This window comes from Zhengella sedimenti (assembly GCF_046506625.1).
Taxonomy (GTDB): domain Bacteria; phylum Pseudomonadota; class Alphaproteobacteria; order Rhizobiales; family Rhizobiaceae; genus Zhengella; species Zhengella sedimenti.
Genome location: NZ_JBKFFP010000005.1, coordinates 185,614 through 204,725, shown reverse-complemented (window position 1 = coordinate 204,725; position 19,112 = coordinate 185,614). Strand labels below are relative to the sequence as shown.

Genomic DNA, 19,112 nt, shown 5'->3' with positions numbered 1-19,112 from the left:
GAACACGTCCGATGCTGAAATCCCTTCTTCTTGCCTGCACCACATGCCTTAGCATGCTGGCCGCCGGGCAGGCCCTGGCCGACGGCCGCTATGGCAGCCGGCCCCCGGTGGTGGTCAGTCCCGACCTGTCGGCCCCCTGGGTGATGCAGTTGCAACGGGCGCCGGTCGGCGCGCGTCCGGCACGACAGTACCGGAGCCTGCCATCGGGCGTGACGGTACGCGTGGCGCCGCCTGCCAAGCGCGTCGTCCGCCAGCGCCCGGTCCAGCGCAGCGTCGTGGACAGCCAGGTCCGCACGGCGGCCTATGCGGCACGGCCCCTGCCCTCCCAGCCCAAGCGCACGATCAATCCGATCTACCTGCCGCAGGACGTGTCCTATGACGGGCCGCAGAAACCGGGCACCATCGTGATCGACACGGAAAACAGGTTTCTCTACCTCGTCCAGCCGGGCGGCATGGCGCGGCGCTACGGCGTGGGCGTGGCCAAGCCCGGCTTCGAATGGGCCGGCACGCACAAGGTGACCATGAAACGCGAATGGCCGGACTGGCGGCCGCCGGCCGAAATGATCGAACGGGTCAAGCGCCAGGAAGGCCGCGTCCTGCCCGTTCACATGGAAGGCGGGCCGGCCAATCCGCTGGGCGCGCGCGCGCTCTATCTCGGTTCGACGCTCTACCGCATTCACGGCACCAACGCTCCCTGGACCATCGGCCAGAACGTCTCGTCGGGATGCATCCGCATGCGCAACGAGGATGTCATCGACCTCTACAACCGCGTTGGCGTGGGCACGAAGGTCGTGGTCCGGTAAATCACATTTGCCGGAGAGGGACGGGCCAGCGGCGGGGGACACATACGCCGCCGGCCCCATTCGGCACGACGGCGCGGGGAGACATTCTCCGCGCCGTCCATCTTGGGGCCGGATGACGCAAGAGCACCCCGTCGACCGCTTGCCGCATCAGGGTTCGCTGATATGCTTCCGTCAACAGACCGACTGGAGCCACCTCCCTGGACCGCCTCGCCCGCATTGACATAACCGAACTCGCCAGACCGCTTCCTGCCCCGCTGAGCGCCGGGCTTTTCGGCCTGCTGTGCAGCGTGGTGGCGGTCGGCCTGCGCATGCTCACAGACGTGTACCTGCCCGGTGCCGGACCCTTCGCGCTGGCGGTGCCTGTGGTTCTCATCGCCACGCTTTTCGGCGGCCTCGCGGCCGGCATCGTCTGCCAGACGATCGCCGGGCTGCATGCCTGGTATTTCGTGCTGCCCGTCGCCGGCAGTTTCTCGCTGCAGGACCTCAGCGACGGCCCGCGGGTCTTCGTCAACCTGGCGTCGGGCTATTTGTCGGTGCTGCTGGCCGAGATCTTCCGGCGCGCCGCGCGCAAGGCGCTGCATGACCGGGAAATGCTGCTGGTGGAACTGGAGCACAGGGTCAAGAACAGCTTCGCTTCGATTGCCTCCATCATGCGCATGCAGATGCGCGATGCGGCACCCGAGGCCAAGGCGCTGCTGCAGGCCGCGCTCGGGCGGATCGAGAGCTATGCGCGGGCCTACGGCTATCTGCGGTTCCAGTTCGACGATACCGGATCGGTGCATATCGACGAGTATCTGCGCGACCTGTGCGCCGCACTGGAGGAGACGGCGACGGCGGACCGCCGCATCGCCTTTTCCTGCGATGCCGAGCGCCTGCCGATCAACCGCGACAAGGCGATCGTCATCGGCCTGCTCGTCAACGAGGTGGCCACCAACAGCATCAAGCATGCCTTCGGCGAGGGAAAGGGCCGCATCACGGTGCGCTTCCGTCCGGAAAACGGGCGTCAGGTCCTTGCGATATCCGACAATGGCCACGGCATCGCCGATGAGGGCGGACACGGTGGCAAGCCCGGCCTCGGCATGCGCCTGATCGAGGCGCTGGCGCAGCAGGGCAACGGGACCGTCGAGCGGACATCCGGGCCCGGCGGCACCACGTTCACGATCACCTTCAATGGGTAACCTTCACGGCAAGAGCGGCTAGCCGGCGGCAAGCAGGTCCTTCTTCGGCCGGCCTTCCGGCACCCCTGGCGGCCTTTCCCCGCCCCAGGCCCAGTCCAGCAGCTTGACCGTATGGATGACGGGCAGTCCGGCAGCGTCGCCGATCTGGGTGATGCAGCCGATATTGCCGGCGGCAATCACCTCGGCCCTGGTGGCCTTCAGGTTCTTCACCTTGCGCGCCTTCAGGGTGGCGGCTATGTCGGGCTGCATGATGTTGTAGGTGCCGGCCGAACCGCAGCACAAATGCCCCTCCGCCGGGTCCTTCACGGTAAAGCCCGCCTTTTTCAGGAGCATTTTCGGCTGGGCCGTGATCTTCTGGCCGTGTTGCATGGAGCAGGCCGAATGATAGGCGACCGTCAGGCCCGTGGCGTTGACCGGATCGGGCAGATCGAGCGTGGCGAGATATTCGGTCACGTCCTTCGCCAGCGCAGAGACCTTCGCCGCCTTCTGCGCCCAGGCCGGATCGTGACGCAGCATGTGGCCATAATCCTTGACGGTCGTGCCGCAGCCCGACGTGGTGATGATGATGGCGTCAAGCCCGCCATCCTCGATGAGCCGCCACCAGGCTTCGACATTGCGCCGGGCCTGTTCGAAAGCCTGTTCCTCGCGGCCCATGTGATGGACCAGCGCCCCGCAGCAGCCCTCGCCCTTCGGCACCAAGACCTCGACGCCCAAGCGGTTCAACAGGTCCATGGCGGCCTGGTTGATGCCGGGGTCCAGAACGGGTTGCGCGCAGCCCGACAGGATGGCGACGCGGCCGCGCTTCGCGCCACGCTGCGGGCGCGGCCCCGGCAATGCCGAAGGCGCGTGGCCGGCGACGGATCTCGGCGCCAGGCGCAGCATGGCCGCCAACGGTTTCAAGGGGCCGATCCGTTCGAAGACGGGCGCGAAGGGCCGGCCCAGCCTGGCCAGTTTCAGCGAGGCACGGAAACGCCCGCGATACGGCAGCACCATGGCCAGCATGGCGCGGATCATCCGGTCGTGGAGCGGGCGCCTGTAGGTCTTCTCGATATGGGCGCGGGCATGGTCGACGAGATGCATGTAGTCGACGCCCGACGGACATGTGGTCATGCAGGCGAGGCAGGACAGGCAGCGGTCGATATGGGTGACCACCTGCTTGTCCGCAGGCCGGTCGTTCTCCAGCATGTCCTTGATGAGATAGATGCGCCCGCGCGGGCTGTCGAGTTCGTTGCCAAGCGTGACATAGGTCGGGCAGGTGGCGGTGCAGAAGCCGCAATGGACGCATTTGCGCAGGATGGATTCGGCCTCGGCGACGCCGGGGTCCTGCAATTGCTCGGGCGTGAAATTGGTCTGCATCGTGTCAGGCTCCCGCGGCCATGCGGCCCGGATTGAGAATGCCGGCGGGGTCGAAGGTGTCCTTGATCCGCCTGGACAACGCGGCCACAGCGGGGGTCAGCGGCTGGAAGACCGGAATGGTGGCACGAGCGGCGGCGCTGGCGCGAATCAGCGTGGCATGACCGCCGCCGAAGCGGGAGACAGCGGCGCGCACCGCGTCGTCCTGCGGGTCCAGGCCCTCCATCTGCACCCAGGCAAGGCCGCCCTGCCAGTCATAGAAGGCGGAAGCGCCGGCTTCCATGCGCAGTGCCATCACGGCATGGTGCGCCTGAGAGGGCTTCATCGAGATGCGCCAGACCGGCTTGTCCTCGCCGCCGCCGGCAAAGGGGGCCACGTCGCGGACATCCTTCCACAGGGCGCGCGACCGTTCCGCTTCGATTTCCTCGATCTCGCCCATGCCGCCCAGCAGCGCCTTCAATTTGTCCGCGCGGATGCGCACCGATTTGCCGAAGCCTTCGAGGCGCAGCAGCGTGGCCGGGGCCGATCCAAGCGCGCCGTCCAGGACCCGTTGCGCCACCAGTTCGGGCAGATGCGCGGCGCCGGACACTTCCGCGCTCGTCGCCATGGCGTGTGCCAGCGCATTGACGGCATCGGCGTCGAGCAGGCCGCGCAGGGCCAGCGTCATTTCGGTTTCCGGCACGGGCTGGACCTTGAACGTGACCTGCGTGAGGAAGCCGAGCGTGCCCCATGAACCGGCCATCAGCTTGACGAGGTCGAGACCGGTGACGTTCTTCATCACCTTGCCTCCATTGCGGATGACCTCGCCCGCGCCATTGACGAAGCGCACGCCGAGCAGGCCGTCGCGCGCCGCACCGGCCACGAAACGCCGCGGACCGGAAATGTTGGCCGCAGCCAGCGCGCCGGCTGTGGGCTCGCCGCCGGATCCCAACAGCGCGCGGTAGTCGGCCGGTTCGAAGGCAAAGCGCTGGCCGGCCCGCCCCAGGGCCTGTTCCACCTCGTCCAGCGGCGTACCGGCGGCAAGGGTGATGACCATTTCGGCCGGATTGTATTCGGCGAGGCCGGTGAGCGCGCGGGAGGACAGCGTGGCGGAGGCCTGCACCGGCCGGCCGATGCCCGAGCGCGTGCCGCCGCCCTCGATGGCCAGCGGCGTGCGCGCCTGGCAGGCGTCGCGGATGATGCCGGCGGCCTCGGCCTCGCTGGCGGGACAATGCGTCGTGCTCATGCGGCCTTTCCCTTCGCGCCCGCCTTCGTCATGTCGAGCGGAAAGACCTTTGACGGGTTCATGATGCGCTGGGGATCGAAGGCATCGCGCACGGCAAGCTGCTGGACGAGATCGGCCTCGCCATACTGGTGGCGCATCAGGTCGCGCTTCTCGATGCCGACACCGTGCTCGCCGGTCAGGCAGCCGCCCGCATCGACGCAAAGGCGCAGGATGTCCATGCCCGCCGCTTCCGCCTTCGCGGCCTCTTCCGGGTCGTTGACATCATAAAGGATGAGCGGATGCATGTTGCCATCGCCGGCATGAAAGACATTGGCGACCCGCAGGCCGTATTTCTTGACGATCACGTCGGTCTCGCGCAGCACATGCGAAAGCTGGCCGAGCGGCACGGTCCCATCCATGCAGATATAGTCCGCGATGCGCCCGGTCGCTCCGAAGGCCGACTTGCGGCCCTTCCAGATGAGCGCGGCCTCCAGCGCCGACTGGCTTTCCTTGACCGTCCTGACGCCGTGGCGCCGCGCGATCGCGACGATGCGGGCAAGCATGTCGTCCATCTCGGCGTCCGAGCCCTCCACCTCGACGATCAGCAATGCCTCGACATCCAGGGGATAACCCGCCTGGGCGAAGGCCTCGCAGATCTCGATGGCCGGCTTGTCCATGAATTCGATGGCGACCGGGATGATCCCCTCGGCGATGATCTCGGCCACGCAGGCGCCCGCGACCTCGGAAGAATCGAAGCCGAACAGGACGGGCCTTGCCCCCTCCGGCTTGGCGATCAGGCGCACGGTGGCCTCGGTGACGATGCCAAGCTGGCCTTCGGAGCCGCAGACAAGGCCAAGCAGGTCATAGCCCGCCGCGTCCAGTTCGCCCGCGCCGATATCGAGGATTTCGCCGTCGAAGGTGACAAGGCGCACACCCAGCAGGTTGTTCGTCGTCACGCCGTATTTCAGGCAGTGCGCGCCGCCGGAATTCATGCCGATATTGCCGCCGATGGTGCAGGCAAGCTGCGAGGACGGATCCGGCGCATAGAAGAAGCCGTCGCCATCCACGGCGTTGGAAATGTTGATGTTGGTGACACCGGCCTGAACGCGGGCGAGCCGGTTCGGCAGGTCGATTTCCAGTATGCGGCTCATCTTCGACAGGCCGACGACAACGGCATCCTCCTGCGGAATGGCGCCGCCCGACAGCGAGGTTCCGGCGCCGCGGGCCACGACCGGCACCTTCTCGCGGGCCAGATACTTCATCACGCGGGCGACCTGCTCGGTCGTTTCAGGAAGGATGACCGCCAGCGGCACTCGGCGATAGGCGGTAAAGGCGTCCGTCTCGAAGGGAACCAGTTCCCGTTCATCGCCGACGAAACACTCCGGCGGCACGAGGTCGGCCAGATCGGCGACGATCTCCGCGCGCCGGGCGAGGATCGCCGGATCGGGATCGTGAAAGCGGATACCTGCCATGAGCGCCTCCCTCAAACTGGTCAAAATGGTTTACCACTTGCGCAGGCAATGCGCAATCAACAGGATTTCCGCCGCACGGTTGAAACCCCTTCGCCCGGAGGGAACAAAAGCCGCGGCCCACCGTCAACCTGTGACCGGCGGAACGACCTGAACCATTTAAGCATCCGGTGATCCGGATCTTCTGCCCCAACGTAGTGAGGTTCAGATGTCAGGTGAGTCTCACATGAGCCATATTGCCGACTATGAAATTTTCGCACGGGTCGTTTCCGCGGGCAGCCTCTCGGCTGCGGGCCGCGAGATGGGATTGTCGCCGGCCGTCGTCTCGAAACGGTTGCGCCGGCTGGAAGACAGCCTTGGCACGCGCCTGTTGCAACGCACGACCCGCCAGATCGCGCTCACCGAGGCCGGGCAAGGCTTCTACGAGCGGATCGTGGCCATCCTCGCCGCTGTCGAGGAAGCCGAAAGCTTCGTGTCGCGGCGGTCAGCCCAGCCGCGCGGAACGCTGAAGGTTTCCGCGCCCACCTCGTTCGGGCGGATGCATGTGGCGCCGCACCTGCAGGCCTTCATGCGGGAAAATCCGGATCTGGCGATCAACCTGGTCCTGTCCGACGAATTCGTGGACATCGTCGGCGAGGGTTTCGACCTCGCCATCCGGATCGCCGAGTTGACCGATTCGAGCCTCGTCGCGCGGCGGCTTGCGCCGGTCCAGCGCTTCCTCGTCGCCTCGTCCTCCTATCTGGAAAAGCATGGCGAGCCGAAATCCATCACCGACCTGCAGAACCATGTCGTGCTTCCGGCGCACAACAACGAACCGTGGCGGCTGGAAGGCCCTGACGGACCGCTGATCTACCGCCCGGAAGGTCCGCTTCTGACCAATTCCTCGGAGGTGCTGCGCCAGGCCGTGCTGGCCGGCATCGGCATCGCGCTGCGTTCCACATGGGATGTCGGCCCGGAACTGGCGTCGGGCGAACTGCGCCGGGTGCTGCCGGAATATTCCGCCTCGCGCAATGTCGGCATCTACGCGGTCTATCCGTCGCGGCGGTTCCTGCCCGCCAAGGTGCGTCTTTTCATCGACTTCCTCGCCGGACTCTACGGTCCTGCGCCTTACTGGGAAGACGGCAGCACGCCGCGCGCGCTGGCAGCCGAATGATCCGCTGATCCATGTCCGGCGGGCGGATATCCGACCTAGTCGCGTTCCCCGTGGGTATTGCGGATGCGCCGCACCATCCACCAGACGAACAGGATGACGACCGGCACCGAGGCGGCGGTGACGTATTCCGGCTTCAGGTCTTCTCCGAGCAGCCCTGTCCCCTTGGCCAGATAGCCGATCAGGCCGACGATGTAGTAGGACACGGCGGCGACCGACAGGCCCTCGACGGTCTGTTGCAGGCGCAACTGCAATTGCGCGCGCCGGTTCATCGAGTTGAGCAGGTCGCTGTTCTGGCGCTGCAAGTCCACCTCCACCCAGCTTCTGAGCAAGGTCGTGGCGCGGGCCAGCTTGCGCGACAGGTTGGCCTGGCGCTCCTCGACCGAGCGGCAGGTGCGCATGGCCGGCGCCATGCGGCGTTTCAGGAAGGCGCTCCACGTCTCGTAGCCGGTCACCGGCTGCTCGCCGATGGCGGCCAGGCGTTCATTGACGATGCCGTCATAGGCGCGGCTGGCGCCGAAGCGGTAGAGGCTGGCCGCCGCGTCGGCCTCCAGTTCGGAGGCAAGGTCGGTGAGTTCGGTGAGCAGCGTCTGGCTCTCGGCCTCGCCACGGGCGCGCATCCTGTTGGTGACGTCGGCAAGCCGGTCCTCGATGCGGCGGATGCGCGGCGACAGATCCTGCGCCAGCGGCAGGCCCAGCATGGCAAGCATGCGATAGGTCTCGATCTCGATGAGGCGCTGGGCAAGCGCCCCGGCGCGGGCAGGGGTCAGGCCGCGATCCAGCACGAGAATGCGGGTCAGGCCGTCGCCATCCTGGCGGAAATCGGTGATCGCCGCGGCTTGTCCGTTCTCAACCAGGCTGTAGCAGAGGCTCGCCGCGTCGAACCCCTCGACCAGCCGTTCGGCCGCCTCGGTCCACTTGCGGATTTCGAGACGCACGCCGCCGAGCACGACTCCCGGAAGCGCGAAGGACGGGCCGAAGGGCGGTTCTTCCAACGGCTTTCCGGTTCTTGGAGACAGCGGACCGTTCCACAGATAGGTGGAAAACTCGGTGTGGCGCTCCCAGCGCAGCGCACCCTTGCCGCGCTGGATCGTGTGGTGGCGGGCGCCGCGATCCGGCGGCGCGACGCCATTGGCCCGCGACAGTTCCGCCAGGACCGCATGGTCGACGGTGGCGCCGCCTTCCGTCATGAAGGCAAGCTGGATCAGCAGGTGCGGCGTCTTGACGAGCGGCGCGGGACGCGCATGAACCTCGCCGAGCGCAGCGGTGCGGCCGGAATGCACCGGAAAGCCCAGCACGGTGGCTGCGGTGATGCGGTTCTGATCCTCGGAGCCAGATGGCATCGATATCCCCTCTCGCGGCCGATTGCCGGCCGCCTGTTTCTTCGTCCCTGTGCGCAAACGCATCTTTCCCAGGAAGCTTTAGCAACATATCGCAGTGCCGCAAAGCGGCTGACCATTCCTGCACATGGGTGGAAATCGCGGGCAAGTGGATAAACAAATTGACCACTTCGCCCGCGTGGCGATAGACTCGCGCGAAATTGCCGCAGGGATGGTGCAAGCCGTTGAACGAGATCTTCTCCCGGATCGAGCATTCACGCACTGCCGACGAGGTCGTCGAGCAGATCGAGGTGCTGATCCTGGAAGGCATCCTGCGGGTCGGCGACAAGCTGCCGGGCGAACGGGACCTGGCGCGCCAGTTCGAGGTGTCGCGGCCGATCCTGCGTGACGCGCTGAAGATGCTGGAAGGGCGCGGCCTGCTGGTCACGCGCCATGGCGGCGGCACCTATGTCGCCGACGTGATCGGCCAGGTGTTCACCGGGCCGGTGATGGAACTGATCTCCAAGCACCGCAAGGCGATTGCCGATTACCTCGAGTACCGGCGCGAAGTTGAGGGCGTGGCGGCCGAATATGCCACGAAGCGGGCGACGGAGGACGACAAGGCGCTGCTGACGCGCATCATCGAGCGCATGAAGGAAGCACACCAGAAGGACGACTTCGAGGAAGAAGCCGCCATCGACGTGGAATTCCACAATGCCATCGGCGAATGCGCGCACAACATCATCCTGCTGCATACGCTGCGTTCCTGCTACCGCCTGCTTTCCGACGGCGTTTTCTACAACCGCTCCATGATCTACAACTTCCCCGGCGCGCGCGACAAATTGCTGGAACAGCACCTGGCCATATACAATGCCGTCATGGCCGGCGATCCGGCGGCGGCGCGCGCGGCGGCCGAGGCCCACATGGCCTATGTCGAGAATTCCATGCGCGATGCCGAGCGGACCGAGGACTGGCAGCGCATCTCCCGCCTGCGGCTTCGCCAGCGCAGCGAGACACCCATCGAGTAACCCGGAAGCCTTGTCCATGTCAGAGAGTTCCCCTCCCCGCGTCGGCCTGTTCGTCACATGCCTGGTCGACCTGTTCCGGCCGGCCGTCGGCTTCGCCGCCATCAAGCTGATGGAGGATGCCGGCTGCCGGGTCGACGTGCCGCGCGCCCAGACCTGCTGCGGCCAGCCGGCCTACAATTCCGGCGACAGGGCCGACACGCGCGCCATCGCCGAGCAGACGATCCGCGCCTTCGAGGATTTCGATTACGTCGTCGCGCCGTCGGGTTCCTGCGCCTCCATGCTGAAGAAGCACTATCCGGGCCTGTTTGCCGGCGATTCGGCCTGGGAGGAACGCGCCAACGCCTTTTCGGCCAAGTGCCACGAACTGGTCAGCTTCCTGACCGATGTGCTGGGAATCGAAAGCGTCAGCGCGAAACTCGACGCCGTGGCGACCTATCACGACAGCTGTTCGGGCCTGCGCGAACTCAAGGTCCAGGCGCAGCCGCGCAAGCTGCTTGCCAGCGTCGACGGCCTGTCGGTCAGCGAAATGCGCGACCCGGATGTCTGTTGCGGGTTCGGCGGCACGTTCTGCGTGAAGTATTCCGACATCTCCAACGCCATCGTCGAGCGAAAGACCGCCGACATCACCGCCACCGGCGCGTCGCTGCTGCTGGCCGGCGATCTCGGCTGCCTGATGAACATGGCCGGCAAGCTGAAACGCGAGGGCTCACCCGTGGAGGTGCGCCATGTCGCGGAAGTGCTGGCCGGCATGACCGATACGCCACCGATCGCCGGGAAAGGCTGACGCGATGCAGATCACCTCTCCGACCTTCAAGAAGAATGCCCGCGCCGCGCTGGACGACCGCCAGCTTCAGCGTGCGCTCGGCAACGTGCGTTCCGGCTTCATCGAGAAACGGGCGGCCGCGGCGGCGGGCCTGCCGGAATTCGAGGCCCTGCGCGACCAGGCGCGCGACATCAAGAACCACACGCTGGCCCATCTCGACCTTTATCTCGAAACCTACGAGAAGGCGGTGACGGCGGCCGGCGGCCATGTCCATTGGGCGGAGACGGCGGCGGATGCGCGCGGCATCGTTCTCGACATCTGCCGTCGGGCCGGTGCGCGCACCGTCACCAAGGGGAAATCGATGATCACCGAGGAGATCGGTCTCAACGATTTCCTCGAACATGCGGGCATCGAGCCGGTGGAGACCGATCTCGGCGAATACATCATCCAGTTGCGCGGCGAGCATCCCAGCCACATCATCGCGCCGGCTGTGCATGTCAACAAGGACCAGGTGGAGGAGGATTTCCGCCGCGTCCACACCCACCTGCCGCCGTCCCGCGACCTTTCGCAGCCCGAGGACCTGCTGGGCGAGGCGCGGCGCGTTCTGCGCTCGCGCTATTTCGAGGCCGATGTCGGCATCACCGGCGCCAATTTCCTGGTGGCGGAGACCGGCTCGTCGATCATCGTGACGAACGAGGGCAATGGCGACCTGACCCAGACGCTGGGCAAGGTGCATATCGTCATGGCCTCCATCGAGAAGGTGGTGCCGACGCTGGAGGACGTGTCGCAGATCCTGCGCGTGCTGGCGCGCTCGGCGACCGGCCAGGAAATGAGCGTCTACACGACGCTGTCGACCGGGCCGAAGCGCGAGAAGGATCCGGACGGACCGGAGGAATACCACGTCATCCTGCTCGACAACGGGCGCTCATCGATGCTCGGCACGGAGTTCCAGGAGATGCTGCGCTGCATCCGCTGTGGCGCCTGCATGAACCATTGCCCGGTCTATCACACCGTTGGCGGCCACGCCTATGGATGGGTCTATCCCGGCCCCATGGGCGCGGTTCTGACCCCGTCGCTGATCGGTGTGGACAAGTCCGGCCACCTGCCCAATGCCTCGACCTTTTGCGGGCGTTGCGAGGCGGTGTGCCCGATGCGCATTCCCCTGCCGAAGATGATGCGGCACTGGCGCGAACGCGAATTCGAGCGCGGGCTGAACCCGGCGACGCAGCGATTCGGGCTGAAGGGCTGGGCCTTCTTCGCGCGGCGCCCAAGGCTCTACCGGCTGGCCACATCCTTCGCCATTCCCGTGCTCTCGGCCTTCGGCGGGGCCAAGCGCCGGTTTTCCTGGCTGCCGCTGGCCGGCGGATGGACGAAGCACCGCGAATTGCCGGCACCGGAATCGCGCACCTTCATGCAGCAATGGGCCCAGCGCGAGGCGCTGAAGCAGGAGGCACGGCCATGAGCGCGCGCGATGCCATTCTCAACCGCATCCGCAAGCAGGCCGCCGGGGCCGCTCCGGCGTCGGACCGGGAAAAGGCCGTTGCCGACCGGCTGAAAAGGCATCCGCAAGGCGTGGTGCCGCAACGCGCGCAGATCGCCCCGGCCGAGCGGGTGAAGCTGTTCATCGGGAAGGCCGAAGGCGTGCAGGCCACGGTGCAGACAGTGAAATCCGGCGACGACGTGCCGAAGGCGGTGTCGGCCTATCTGCGCGCGCGCAACCTGCCTGCATCGGTGCGCATGGGCACCGACAAGCGGCTCAAGGCCATGCCCTGGGACAAGCAGCGCTCGCTGGAGGTGAAGGCCGGTGCATCGGATGGCGACGACCTGACCGGCGTGAGCCACGGTCTTTGCGGGATCGCGGAAACCGGCACGCTGATGCTGACCGCGGGCCCCGACAACCCGACGACGATCAATTTCCTGCCGGAACATCATATCGTGGTGATCGACGCCGCCGATATCGACGGAACGATGGAAGAAGCGTTCGCGCGCCTGCGCAAGGCGACAGCGCGCAAGGGCATGCCCCGCGCGGTCAACCTGGTGACAGGGCCGTCGCGCTCGGGCGACGTGGAGCAGAAGATCATCCTCGGCGCCCACGGTCCGAAGGCGCTGCACGTCATCGTGGTCGGCAAGGCGACATGACCGGCAGGCGGGCACCCATGCACGAGCCGGCCGGCTGAGCGGTCATTCGGCCGTCAGTATCCGGATTTTCCAGGAAAGACGGGCGGATCGGCGGCCCGCTCAATCGTTGAGCGCGACGATGCCGTAGCCGTCATGGGCGGCGGACCGGCCGGCCGCCGCGTCGGTTGCAAAGAAGCCGATGCTCCACATCGCGGCAGCGGTCAGCACGAAAACGGAAAGAAGAGTTGCTTTCACGGGATTCATCTCGATTTGCTTTCCGTCATACTTGCGGCAGGTTTGGTTACCATTCGGTTGCCTCGACAACGCGAATGATTCCCGACTGTTCCAATTCATGCCGACAGGCCACCCTGCCCCGACGCGCGGTTCCCTATTGCATTAACCGATCGATTACCAGCCGTCTGTGACGGACTCCACACGGAATGAACCGTATGTTGCATTGCGGCAACGCGAACGCCCGGCGCGGCGTCCGGCAGCATTGACAGGCGCACGGGTCACGGTCCTAACCTGTCCGGGCGCGCGGCGCTTTGCGGAGCAAGAGACCATGACCTTTCCCGTCGACATGCCCATCCTGCTGGCCTTCTGCGCGGCATCCTTGGCGCTGCTTGTCATCCCGGGGCCCACGATCATCATGGTGGTCGCGCAGGCGCTGGCGCACGGCCGCCGGGTTGCGCTGGCCAGCGTCGCGGGCGTGGGGCTCGGCGACTTCATCGCCGCCAGCCTTTCCCTCGTCGGGGTCGGCACGGTGCTGGCGGCCTCGGCCACGGCGTTCACGATCGTGAAATGGGCGGGCGCGGCCTATCTCGTGTGGATCGGCATCAAGATGTGGCGGGCGCCGTTTTCTCCGGTCCTGTCCGGGCTTGCGGCCGGCGAACCTGTCGCGGGTGTCCGCCACCGGACCGTATTCCGGGACGCCTTTCTCGTCACGCTTTTCAACCCGAAGGGCATCGTGTTCTTCATGGCCTTCGTGCCGCAATTCATCGTGCCTTCGCAGGCGTTTGCACCGCAGGCGGCCGTCTTCGTGAGCGTGTTCACGCTGCTCGGCATCCTGAACGCGGCAGGTTATGCCCTGCTTGCAGGGTCGGCGCGCCAGGCCATCCGCCGTCCGGCCGTGCTGAAGGCAGCAACCCGCACCGGCGCTGGCTTCCTCATTTCGGCGGGCCTTGCCTCGCTGATGGTCAAGCGGGCGGCCTGAGCCATGGCGCTGGCCAACCGGGTCGATCCCTTCGGCGCGCTGTTCGCCGATCCGGCGCGCGGGATGTTCACCGGCAATCGCGGCGTGATCCACGACCCGGACACGAAGACGGCGACGGGGCGGCGCTGGACGACCCGGGCCTGGATCTGCTGTGCGCTGGACTACAAGGGGCGCAAGCGGGACGTCTGGGGCCGCAACGGCCCGGACGGGGGCGCCGGCTGGACGGAACTGTTCTTCGCCGACGAGGTAACGGCACTTGCGAGCGGGCACCGGCCCTGCTTCCTGTGCCGGCGCGATGCCGCAGAAGACTTCCGGTCCGCCTTCGCGCAGGGCGCCGGCCAACCGGATATCGCGGCCCCGGACATGGACGCTGTTCTCCACGGCCAGCGGCGGCTGTCTATGGACGGCGCGCCCCAGCGCCTTTCCCCCATAGACCTGCCGGGCCTGCCGGACGGAACCATGGTGGAATCGGGCGGCAAGGCCTATGCGCTGAGGGAACGCCGCGCATTGCCCTGGCATCCGGCAGGCTACGGCGCGGCGCTGGCGCTTTCGGACCTGATGCGCGCGCCGGTGACGCTGATCACGCCGAAGGCGACCGTGGCGGCGCTGAGAAACGGCTACCGGCCGGTGTGGCGGGAAAGCTGACCGCTTGACCTTGGCCGCCGCCTCGGCCATCCATCCGCGATGCGCGCCAATTACAAGCTTCCCCGCCTTTTCCTCGACGCCGCCCTGGCCGGCGGGATCGTGATCGACGCCGATTCGCGGCAGTCGAACTACCTTCTCAACGTGCTGCGGCTCGACGACGGCGCCGAACTGCTGGTCTTCAACGGGCGCGAGGGCGAGTGGCTCGCCCATGTCACCCGCTCGGGCAAGAAACGGGCAGCGATCACGGTGGCGGTGCAGACGCGGCCACAGCCGGAGCCGGGCGATCTCGTCTACTGCTTCGCGCCGCTGAAGGCCGGCCGGCTGGACTACATGGTGCAAAAGGCGGTGGAGATGGGCGCGGGCGTCCTCCAGCCGGTCCTCACCCAGCACACGCAGGTGCACAAGCCCGGTCTCGACCGGATGAGGGCCAACGCGGTGGAGGCCGCGGAACAGTGCGGCATCCTGGCCATTCCCGAAATAGGCGAGCCGCTGAAGCTCGACCGCCTCCTGGCCGGCTGGGAAAACGGGCGGCGGCTCGTCTTCTGCGACGAGGCGGCGGAGGGAAACAACCCGCTGCCCATCCTTTCGCAACTCAAGGAGGAAAAGCTCGGCCTGCTGATCGGCCCGGAAGGCGGGTTCTCCGAGGAGGAGCGCCGCCAGCTTCATGCCCTGCCCTTCGTCACCGCCATTCCGCTGGGCCCGCGCATCCTGCGCGCCGACACGGCAGCCGTCGCGGCAATGGCCGTGCTGCAGGCCGCGCGCGGCGACTGGACATGAACGCATCAATTCCTGTTGACGTCATGTTCAGGACTTTTCGCTTGATCCGGTCCGCCATTCTCGTCCAATGATGCCACGCAACCAGACGGCCGCGCCCGCGACCGTGCGACACGAATGAAGGAATGCGTTTCATGGCGCGGGACACCACTGACGACAGGCCGCTCGGCGGATTTTCCGACATGGTCGGCTGGATGGAAGCCGGCTGCAAGCCGGTGGACGACTGGCGCATCGGCACCGAGCACGAAAAATTTCCCTTCTACGTCGATGGCAACCGGCCGGTTCCCTATGGCGGCGACAACGGCATCCGGGCCATCCTCGAAGGCATGCGCCAGAAACTCGGCTGGGAGCCGATCATCGATGCGGGCCACATCATCGGCCTCGTCGAGCCGACCGGACAGGGCGCGATCAGCCTGGAGCCGGGCGGGCAGTTCGAACTGTCCGGCGCGCCGCTGGAAACGATCCACCAGACATGCCGGGAGGGCAATGCCCACCTGGCACAGGTGCGCGAGATCGCCGAGCCGCTCGGCATCCGCTTTCTCGGCATGGGCGCCAGCCCGAAATGGACGCTGGCCGACACGCCGCGCATGCCGAAATCGCGTTACGACATCATGACCGCCTACATGCCCAGGGTCGGCAGCCAGGGCCTCGACATGATGTACAGAACCTGCACGATCCAGGTGAACCTCGATTTCGACAGCGAGACCGACATGCGCCGCAAGATGCAGGTCTCGATGAAGCTGCAGCCGCTGGCCACCGTGCTGTTCGCCTCCTCGCCCTTCACGGAGGGCGAACCCAATGGCCTGCAAAGCTGGCGCGGCGACATCTGGCGCGACGTGGACAACCAGCGGTCGGGGCTGCTGCCGTTCGTCTTCACGCCCGATTTCGGTTTCGCCGACTATGCCGAATGGGCGCTCGATGTGCCGATGTATTTCGTCATTCGCGACGGCCGCTACCATGACGCAACGCATGTGACCTTCCGCCAGTTCATGAACGGTGCGCTGAAAGGCGAGATCGCGCGCCCGGAACCCACCATGGGCGACTGGACCAACCATCTCTCGACGCTGTTTCCGGATGTGCGGCTGAAGCGGTTCCTGGAAATGCGCGGCGCCGATGGCGGACCCTGGCGGCGCATCTGCGCGCTTCCGGCCTTCTGGGTCGGCCTGCTTTATGACGGCGAGGCGCTGAGCGCGGCGGAAGCGCTGGTGAAGGACTGGACGGTGGCCGAAACGCAGGCGCTGCGCGACAGCGCGCCGACCCTCGGACTGGAAAGCGGGATCGGCGGGCGGAGCCTGCACATGGTCGCCCGCGAAGCGCTGGAGATCTCGCGCCTCGGCCTGAAGAACCGCAACCGGCTGAACGTTGACGGATTCGATGAGGCGCATTTCCTGGCGCCGCTGGAAGAGATCGTCGCGCGGGGCACGACCGACGCCCAGGAGATGCTGGCCGCCTGGCACACGCGCTGGGACCACTCGGTCGAACCGCTGTTCACCGAATACGCCTATTGAGCTGACAGCCGTGCCTGCAACCATCTTCCTGTTTGTCGACAGCCGACAAACCGGCTAGCCTTGCCGGATCGAAACTGGCGGCAAGGAGGATTTGCCATGGCCCCGTTGCTCGACATGATGCTGAACATGCAGAACGGCGAAGCCGTGCAGCAGATGGCCCGCCAGTTCCAGCTGTCACAGGAGCAGACAGCGAAGGCCATGGAAGCGCTGATGCCGGCCTTTTCGGAAGGGCTCAAGCGCAACGCCTCCGATCCCTTCGGCGTGGCGAATTTCCTCAATGCGCTGGCGACCGGCCAGCATGCCCGCTACTGGGAGGACATGCAGGCGGCCTTCCAGCCGCAGGGCGTGCAGAACGGCAACGGCATTCTCGGCCACCTGTTCGGCTCGCCCGAGGTCAGCCGCGCCATCGCCAGGCAGGCGGAAGCGGCGACGGGGATCGGCCAGGAGATCTACAAGCAGATGCTTCCCGTTCTCGCCAACCTGATCATGGGCGGGCTCTACCGTCAGTCGACCGGACAGACGGCGCAACCGGGCGGCTTTGGCGCCAATGCCTTCGGCGCGGGCGGCAATCCGCTCGGCGAGATCATCGAGCAGATGATGCGCCAGGGCACGGACATGTGGACACGCGGGCAGCAGCAGCATCGCACACCGCGCGCGGAGCCCCAGAACCCGTTCGACAACCCGTTCGGCAAGATGCTCGAAGGGATGCTTGGCGGCGGCCTGCAACAGCCGCAGGCGCAGCAACGGCCGCAGAACCCGATGGCCGACAATCCGCTGGGACGCATTTTCGAGGATTTCCTGCGCAGCGCCCAGGGTGCCGGCACGGCCGGAAATAGGCAGCCTGAAGGTCGCGGCGGCGGCGCGAGCGAGACGTCGGGCAAGGCGTCCAATCCGTATGACGAGATCTTCGGCGAGATGTTCGAAAGCGGGCGCCGCGCGCGCGACGATTACCAGCGCAATGTCGAGAGCATTTTCGACCAGTTCCTGAAGGGCATGGACCGCCAGCGCTGAACGGCGGCCGCCGGCGCACGAAAAAGACCCGGCCGCGGGGGCACGGCCGGGTCAGGTGCGCGGGGCTGCCGGAGGGGATCCGGCCTGCGGCCATGGGGGACACGCAGCGCCCGCGGCAAGGGGTTCGGGATCAGTGAATGTGGCGCGCGGCCAATTCGGCGTCCGTGAGGCGTTCGTCGCGCAACATGCGAAGGCGGCGCGTCGGGTCTTCGGTCCAGCGGCTGCCACGGGCATCGAAGAGATCGCCGCGTGTGATGCCCATGTCGGCCAGTTGACGGTCGGTCAGCGTGGCCAGTTCGCCAAGGCAGGTGCGATTGCGCCAGATACGGAACACCGCCGCCATGGCCGCACCGGCACGGGCGGCAACGCCGGTCAGGGCGGCCAGGCGGGTGGAAGCATGGGCAGGGTGAAGCAGGGCGGTCATTTTCAGGGCTCCTTTGCGGTGACCGGAAAAACGGCAGCAGTGCATGGAGCGCGCGGACCCAAGGCCCGCGACGCCGGTGTGCACCGGCCATTCCGGAATATGCACAGCATGCACTGCAGCGATTGATTAGTCGAACGAATGTTTCTAATCTTACCCTTCAACTTCATTGATAGGATCACGCCATGGCTGCCGCGCTCGATCTCGACCAGCTCCGCACCTTCCTCGCCATCGCCGAAACCGGCTCCTTCACCGAGGCGTCGCAGATCGTCCATCGCACGCAATCGGCGGTGTCGATGCAGATGCGAAAGCTGGAGGAGCGTGTCGGCAAGCCGCTTTTCGAGAAGGACGGGCGGATGAACCGGCTGACCGAAGACGGCGAACGGCTCACCGCCTATGCCCGCCGGCTGGTCCAGCTCAACAACGAGACGCTGGCCGCCTTCGACGACAGCCAGTTGCAGGGCCATGTGCGCATCGGCGTGCCGGACGACTATGCCGAGCGTTTCCTGCCGGAGATCGTCGGACGCTTCACGCGCTCCAATCCGAAGGTCGAACTGACGGTCATGTGCGAGCCGACCTACGGGCTGATCGAGCATGTCAGGCGCGGGCATCTCGACATCGCGCTCATCTCGCAGACCGAGGGTGACGGGAGCATGGAAATCGTGCGCCGCGAGCCGCTGCTCTGGGTGACGTCCGCCGCCCATGCCACGCATGAGGAGCCGGTCCTGCCGCTGGCGGCCGGGCGGCCGTCCTGCAAGTGGCGGCAGCGGGCAGTGGAAGTGCTGGACGCCATGGGCCGGGAACACAGGTTCATCTTCAACAGCTGGTCGGCAACGGTGATCGCGGCGGCGGTGTTGTCCGGCCAGGCGGTGTCGCTGCTGCCCGAATGCGCGCTGCGTCCCGGCATGCGGGTGCTGGGCGAAGCCGACGGCTTCCTGTCGCTGGGTGAAACGGGCATCGCCATCCTGCGCGGGCGCACCCGTCACCCGGCGCTGGTCGATGCGCTGGCCAGGCACATCTCCGAGAGCCTCGACAACCTGTCGGTTCCGGGCGCGCTGGGACTGGCGGCGCCCGACCTGCCGGTGGCGAATGGCGGCATGCGCACGCCGCGCCTGCGGCCCGGTCACATGCTGGCCGGCTGGTAGGCATCCGGCG

Annotated in this window: 19 protein-coding genes; 13 read left to right on the top strand and 6 right to left on the bottom strand. The window is 66.6% G+C overall.

From position 1 onward, the window contains the following. Positions 1 to 11: 11 nt before the first annotated feature. Positions 12 to 803: a L,D-transpeptidase gene (locus tag ACLB6G_RS14895; protein ID WP_410356986.1), complete on the top strand. Its 792-nt coding sequence runs from the start codon at positions 12 to 14 to the stop codon at positions 801 to 803. 197 nt (positions 804 to 1,000) lie between these two features. Continuing rightward, positions 1,001 to 1,981 (top strand): sensor histidine kinase, encoded by a 981-nt coding sequence (locus ACLB6G_RS14890; RefSeq protein ID WP_410357157.1) that lies wholly within the window; start codon positions 1,001 to 1,003, stop codon positions 1,979 to 1,981. An 18-nt stretch (positions 1,982 to 1,999) separates the two neighbouring features. Here ACLB6G_RS14890 and glcF read toward each other — a convergent pair whose 3' ends face one another. Genes glcF through ACLB6G_RS14875 form a run of 3 tightly spaced genes read right to left on the bottom strand, consistent with a single transcriptional unit; the run spans position 2,000 to position 6,010 of the window. Beyond that, positions 2,000 to 3,337, bottom strand: coding sequence for a glycolate oxidase subunit GlcF (gene glcF / locus ACLB6G_RS14885; RefSeq protein WP_410356985.1), 1,338 nt, complete (start codon positions 3,335 to 3,337; stop codon positions 2,000 to 2,002). 4 nt (positions 3,338 to 3,341) lie between these two features. Further along, the gene (locus ACLB6G_RS14880; protein ID WP_410356984.1) at positions 3,342 to 4,559 is read right to left on the bottom strand and encodes an FAD-binding protein; all 1,218 of its coding nucleotides are present in this window, start codon (positions 4,557 to 4,559) and stop codon (positions 3,342 to 3,344) included. After that, complete coding sequence (locus tag ACLB6G_RS14875) at positions 4,556 to 6,010, bottom strand: FAD-linked oxidase C-terminal domain-containing protein (RefSeq protein WP_410356983.1); 1,455 nt, start codon at positions 6,008 to 6,010, stop codon at positions 4,556 to 4,558. The genes ACLB6G_RS14880 and ACLB6G_RS14875 overlap by 4 nt, the downstream gene beginning before the upstream one ends. Before the next feature lie 223 nt (positions 6,011 to 6,233). On the opposite strand from ACLB6G_RS14875, the gene ACLB6G_RS14870 reads away from it, so the two are divergent. After that, the gene (locus tag ACLB6G_RS14870; protein ID WP_410356982.1) at positions 6,234 to 7,160 is read left to right on the top strand and encodes a LysR family transcriptional regulator; all 927 of its coding nucleotides are present in this window, start codon (positions 6,234 to 6,236) and stop codon (positions 7,158 to 7,160) included. Positions 7,161 to 7,195: 35 nt separating this feature from the next. Here ACLB6G_RS14870 and ACLB6G_RS14865 read toward each other — a convergent pair whose 3' ends face one another. Beyond that, positions 7,196 to 8,500: a DUF3422 family protein gene (locus ACLB6G_RS14865; RefSeq protein ID WP_410356981.1), complete on the bottom strand. Its 1,305-nt coding sequence runs from the start codon at positions 8,498 to 8,500 to the stop codon at positions 7,196 to 7,198. Between the two features lie 221 nt (positions 8,501 to 8,721). On the opposite strand from ACLB6G_RS14865, the gene ACLB6G_RS14860 reads away from it, so the two are divergent. Genes ACLB6G_RS14860 through ACLB6G_RS14845 form a run of 4 tightly spaced genes read left to right on the top strand, consistent with a single transcriptional unit; the run spans position 8,722 to position 12,406 of the window. Continuing rightward, the gene (locus ACLB6G_RS14860; protein ID WP_410356980.1) at positions 8,722 to 9,504 is read left to right on the top strand and encodes an FCD domain-containing protein; all 783 of its coding nucleotides are present in this window, start codon (positions 8,722 to 8,724) and stop codon (positions 9,502 to 9,504) included. Between the two features lie 16 nt (positions 9,505 to 9,520). Then, positions 9,521 to 10,288 (top strand): (Fe-S)-binding protein, encoded by a 768-nt coding sequence (locus ACLB6G_RS14855; RefSeq protein WP_410356979.1) that lies wholly within the window; start codon positions 9,521 to 9,523, stop codon positions 10,286 to 10,288. 4 nt (positions 10,289 to 10,292) lie between these two features. Next, positions 10,293 to 11,729: a LutB/LldF family L-lactate oxidation iron-sulfur protein gene (locus ACLB6G_RS14850; protein ID WP_410356978.1), complete on the top strand. Its 1,437-nt coding sequence runs from the start codon at positions 10,293 to 10,295 to the stop codon at positions 11,727 to 11,729. Further along, positions 11,726 to 12,406 carry a LutC/YkgG family protein gene (locus ACLB6G_RS14845; protein WP_410356977.1) on the top strand — a complete coding sequence of 227 codons (681 nt, stop codon included), beginning with the start codon at positions 11,726 to 11,728 and terminating at the stop codon, positions 12,404 to 12,406. Before ACLB6G_RS14850 ends, ACLB6G_RS14845 begins: the two co-directional genes overlap by 4 nt. 99 nt (positions 12,407 to 12,505) lie before the next feature. Here ACLB6G_RS14845 and ACLB6G_RS14840 read toward each other — a convergent pair whose 3' ends face one another. Continuing rightward, a complete protein-coding gene (locus tag ACLB6G_RS14840; RefSeq protein ID WP_410356976.1) occupies positions 12,506 to 12,640 on the bottom strand; it encodes a hypothetical protein in 135 nt (44 codons plus the stop codon). A gap of 307 nt (positions 12,641 to 12,947) precedes the next feature. On the opposite strand from ACLB6G_RS14840, the gene ACLB6G_RS14835 reads away from it, so the two are divergent. The 5 genes from ACLB6G_RS14835 to ACLB6G_RS14815 all read left to right on the top strand — a co-directional run bounded on the left by ACLB6G_RS14835 (position 12,948) and on the right by ACLB6G_RS14815 (position 17,536). After that, positions 12,948 to 13,598: a LysE family translocator gene (locus tag ACLB6G_RS14835; RefSeq protein ID WP_410356975.1), complete on the top strand. Its 651-nt coding sequence runs from the start codon at positions 12,948 to 12,950 to the stop codon at positions 13,596 to 13,598. 3 nt (positions 13,599 to 13,601) lie between these two features. After that, on the top strand, positions 13,602 to 14,243 hold the full coding sequence (locus tag ACLB6G_RS14830) for a hypothetical protein (RefSeq protein ID WP_410356974.1): 642 nt from the start codon (positions 13,602 to 13,604) through the stop codon (positions 14,241 to 14,243). Positions 14,244 to 14,282: 39 nt separating this feature from the next. Next, on the top strand, positions 14,283 to 15,020 hold the full coding sequence (locus tag ACLB6G_RS14825) for a 16S rRNA (uracil(1498)-N(3))-methyltransferase (protein WP_410356973.1): 738 nt from the start codon (positions 14,283 to 14,285) through the stop codon (positions 15,018 to 15,020). A 131-nt stretch (positions 15,021 to 15,151) separates the two neighbouring features. Further along, positions 15,152 to 16,525: a glutamate--cysteine ligase gene (locus ACLB6G_RS14820; protein ID WP_410356972.1), complete on the top strand. Its 1,374-nt coding sequence runs from the start codon at positions 15,152 to 15,154 to the stop codon at positions 16,523 to 16,525. 96 nt (positions 16,526 to 16,621) lie between these two features. After that, positions 16,622 to 17,536 (top strand): DUF937 domain-containing protein, encoded by a 915-nt coding sequence (locus ACLB6G_RS14815; RefSeq protein ID WP_410356971.1) that lies wholly within the window; start codon positions 16,622 to 16,624, stop codon positions 17,534 to 17,536. A gap of 130 nt (positions 17,537 to 17,666) precedes the next feature. On the opposite strand, the gene ACLB6G_RS14810 is transcribed toward ACLB6G_RS14815, so the two are convergent. Further along, entirely contained in the window at positions 17,667 to 17,960 is a 294-nt protein-coding gene (locus ACLB6G_RS14810) for a DUF1127 domain-containing protein (protein ID WP_410356970.1), read from the bottom strand. Positions 17,961 to 18,142: 182 nt separating this feature from the next. Here ACLB6G_RS14810 and ACLB6G_RS14805 point away from each other — a divergent pair, with 182 nt between their 5' ends. Further along, positions 18,143 to 19,102: a LysR family transcriptional regulator gene (locus tag ACLB6G_RS14805; protein ID WP_410356969.1), complete on the top strand. Its 960-nt coding sequence runs from the start codon at positions 18,143 to 18,145 to the stop codon at positions 19,100 to 19,102. The last annotated feature ends 10 nt before the right edge of the window (positions 19,103 to 19,112 follow it).

Excerpts from the sequence above, each read along its gene's own strand:
- ACLB6G_RS14815 (WP_410356971.1), top strand. The coding sequence starts at position 16,622 with ATGGCCCCGTTGCTCGACATGATGCTGAACATGCAGAACGGCGAAGCC.
- ACLB6G_RS14835 (WP_410356975.1), top strand. The coding sequence starts at position 12,948 with ATGACCTTTCCCGTCGACATGCCCATCCTGCTGGCCTTCTGCGCGGCA.
- ACLB6G_RS14820 (WP_410356972.1), top strand. The coding sequence starts at position 15,152 with ATGGCGCGGGACACCACTGACGACAGGCCGCTCGGCGGATTTTCCGAC.
- ACLB6G_RS14845 (WP_410356977.1), top strand. The coding sequence starts at position 11,726 with ATGAGCGCGCGCGATGCCATTCTCAACCGCATCCGCAAGCAGGCCGCC.
- ACLB6G_RS14865 (WP_410356981.1), bottom strand. The coding sequence starts at position 8,500 with ATGCCATCTGGCTCCGAGGATCAGAACCGCATCACCGCAGCCACCGTG.
- ACLB6G_RS14895 (WP_410356986.1), top strand. The coding sequence starts at position 12 with ATGCTGAAATCCCTTCTTCTTGCCTGCACCACATGCCTTAGCATGCTG.
- ACLB6G_RS14880 (WP_410356984.1), bottom strand. The coding sequence starts at position 4,559 with ATGAGCACGACGCATTGTCCCGCCAGCGAGGCCGAGGCCGCCGGCATC.
- ACLB6G_RS14810 (WP_410356970.1), bottom strand. The coding sequence starts at position 17,960 with ATGACCGCCCTGCTTCACCCTGCCCATGCTTCCACCCGCCTGGCCGCC.
- ACLB6G_RS14830 (WP_410356974.1), top strand. The coding sequence starts at position 13,602 with ATGGCGCTGGCCAACCGGGTCGATCCCTTCGGCGCGCTGTTCGCCGAT.
- ACLB6G_RS14875 (WP_410356983.1), bottom strand. The coding sequence starts at position 6,010 with ATGGCAGGTATCCGCTTTCACGATCCCGATCCGGCGATCCTCGCCCGG.
- ACLB6G_RS14855 (WP_410356979.1), top strand. The coding sequence starts at position 9,521 with ATGTCAGAGAGTTCCCCTCCCCGCGTCGGCCTGTTCGTCACATGCCTG.
- ACLB6G_RS14825 (WP_410356973.1), top strand. The coding sequence starts at position 14,283 with ATGCGCGCCAATTACAAGCTTCCCCGCCTTTTCCTCGACGCCGCCCTG.
- ACLB6G_RS14805 (WP_410356969.1), top strand. The coding sequence starts at position 18,143 with ATGGCTGCCGCGCTCGATCTCGACCAGCTCCGCACCTTCCTCGCCATC.
- ACLB6G_RS14850 (WP_410356978.1), top strand. The coding sequence starts at position 10,293 with ATGCAGATCACCTCTCCGACCTTCAAGAAGAATGCCCGCGCCGCGCTG.
- glcF (WP_410356985.1), bottom strand. The coding sequence starts at position 3,337 with ATGCAGACCAATTTCACGCCCGAGCAATTGCAGGACCCCGGCGTCGCC.
- ACLB6G_RS14870 (WP_410356982.1), top strand. The coding sequence starts at position 6,234 with ATGAGCCATATTGCCGACTATGAAATTTTCGCACGGGTCGTTTCCGCG.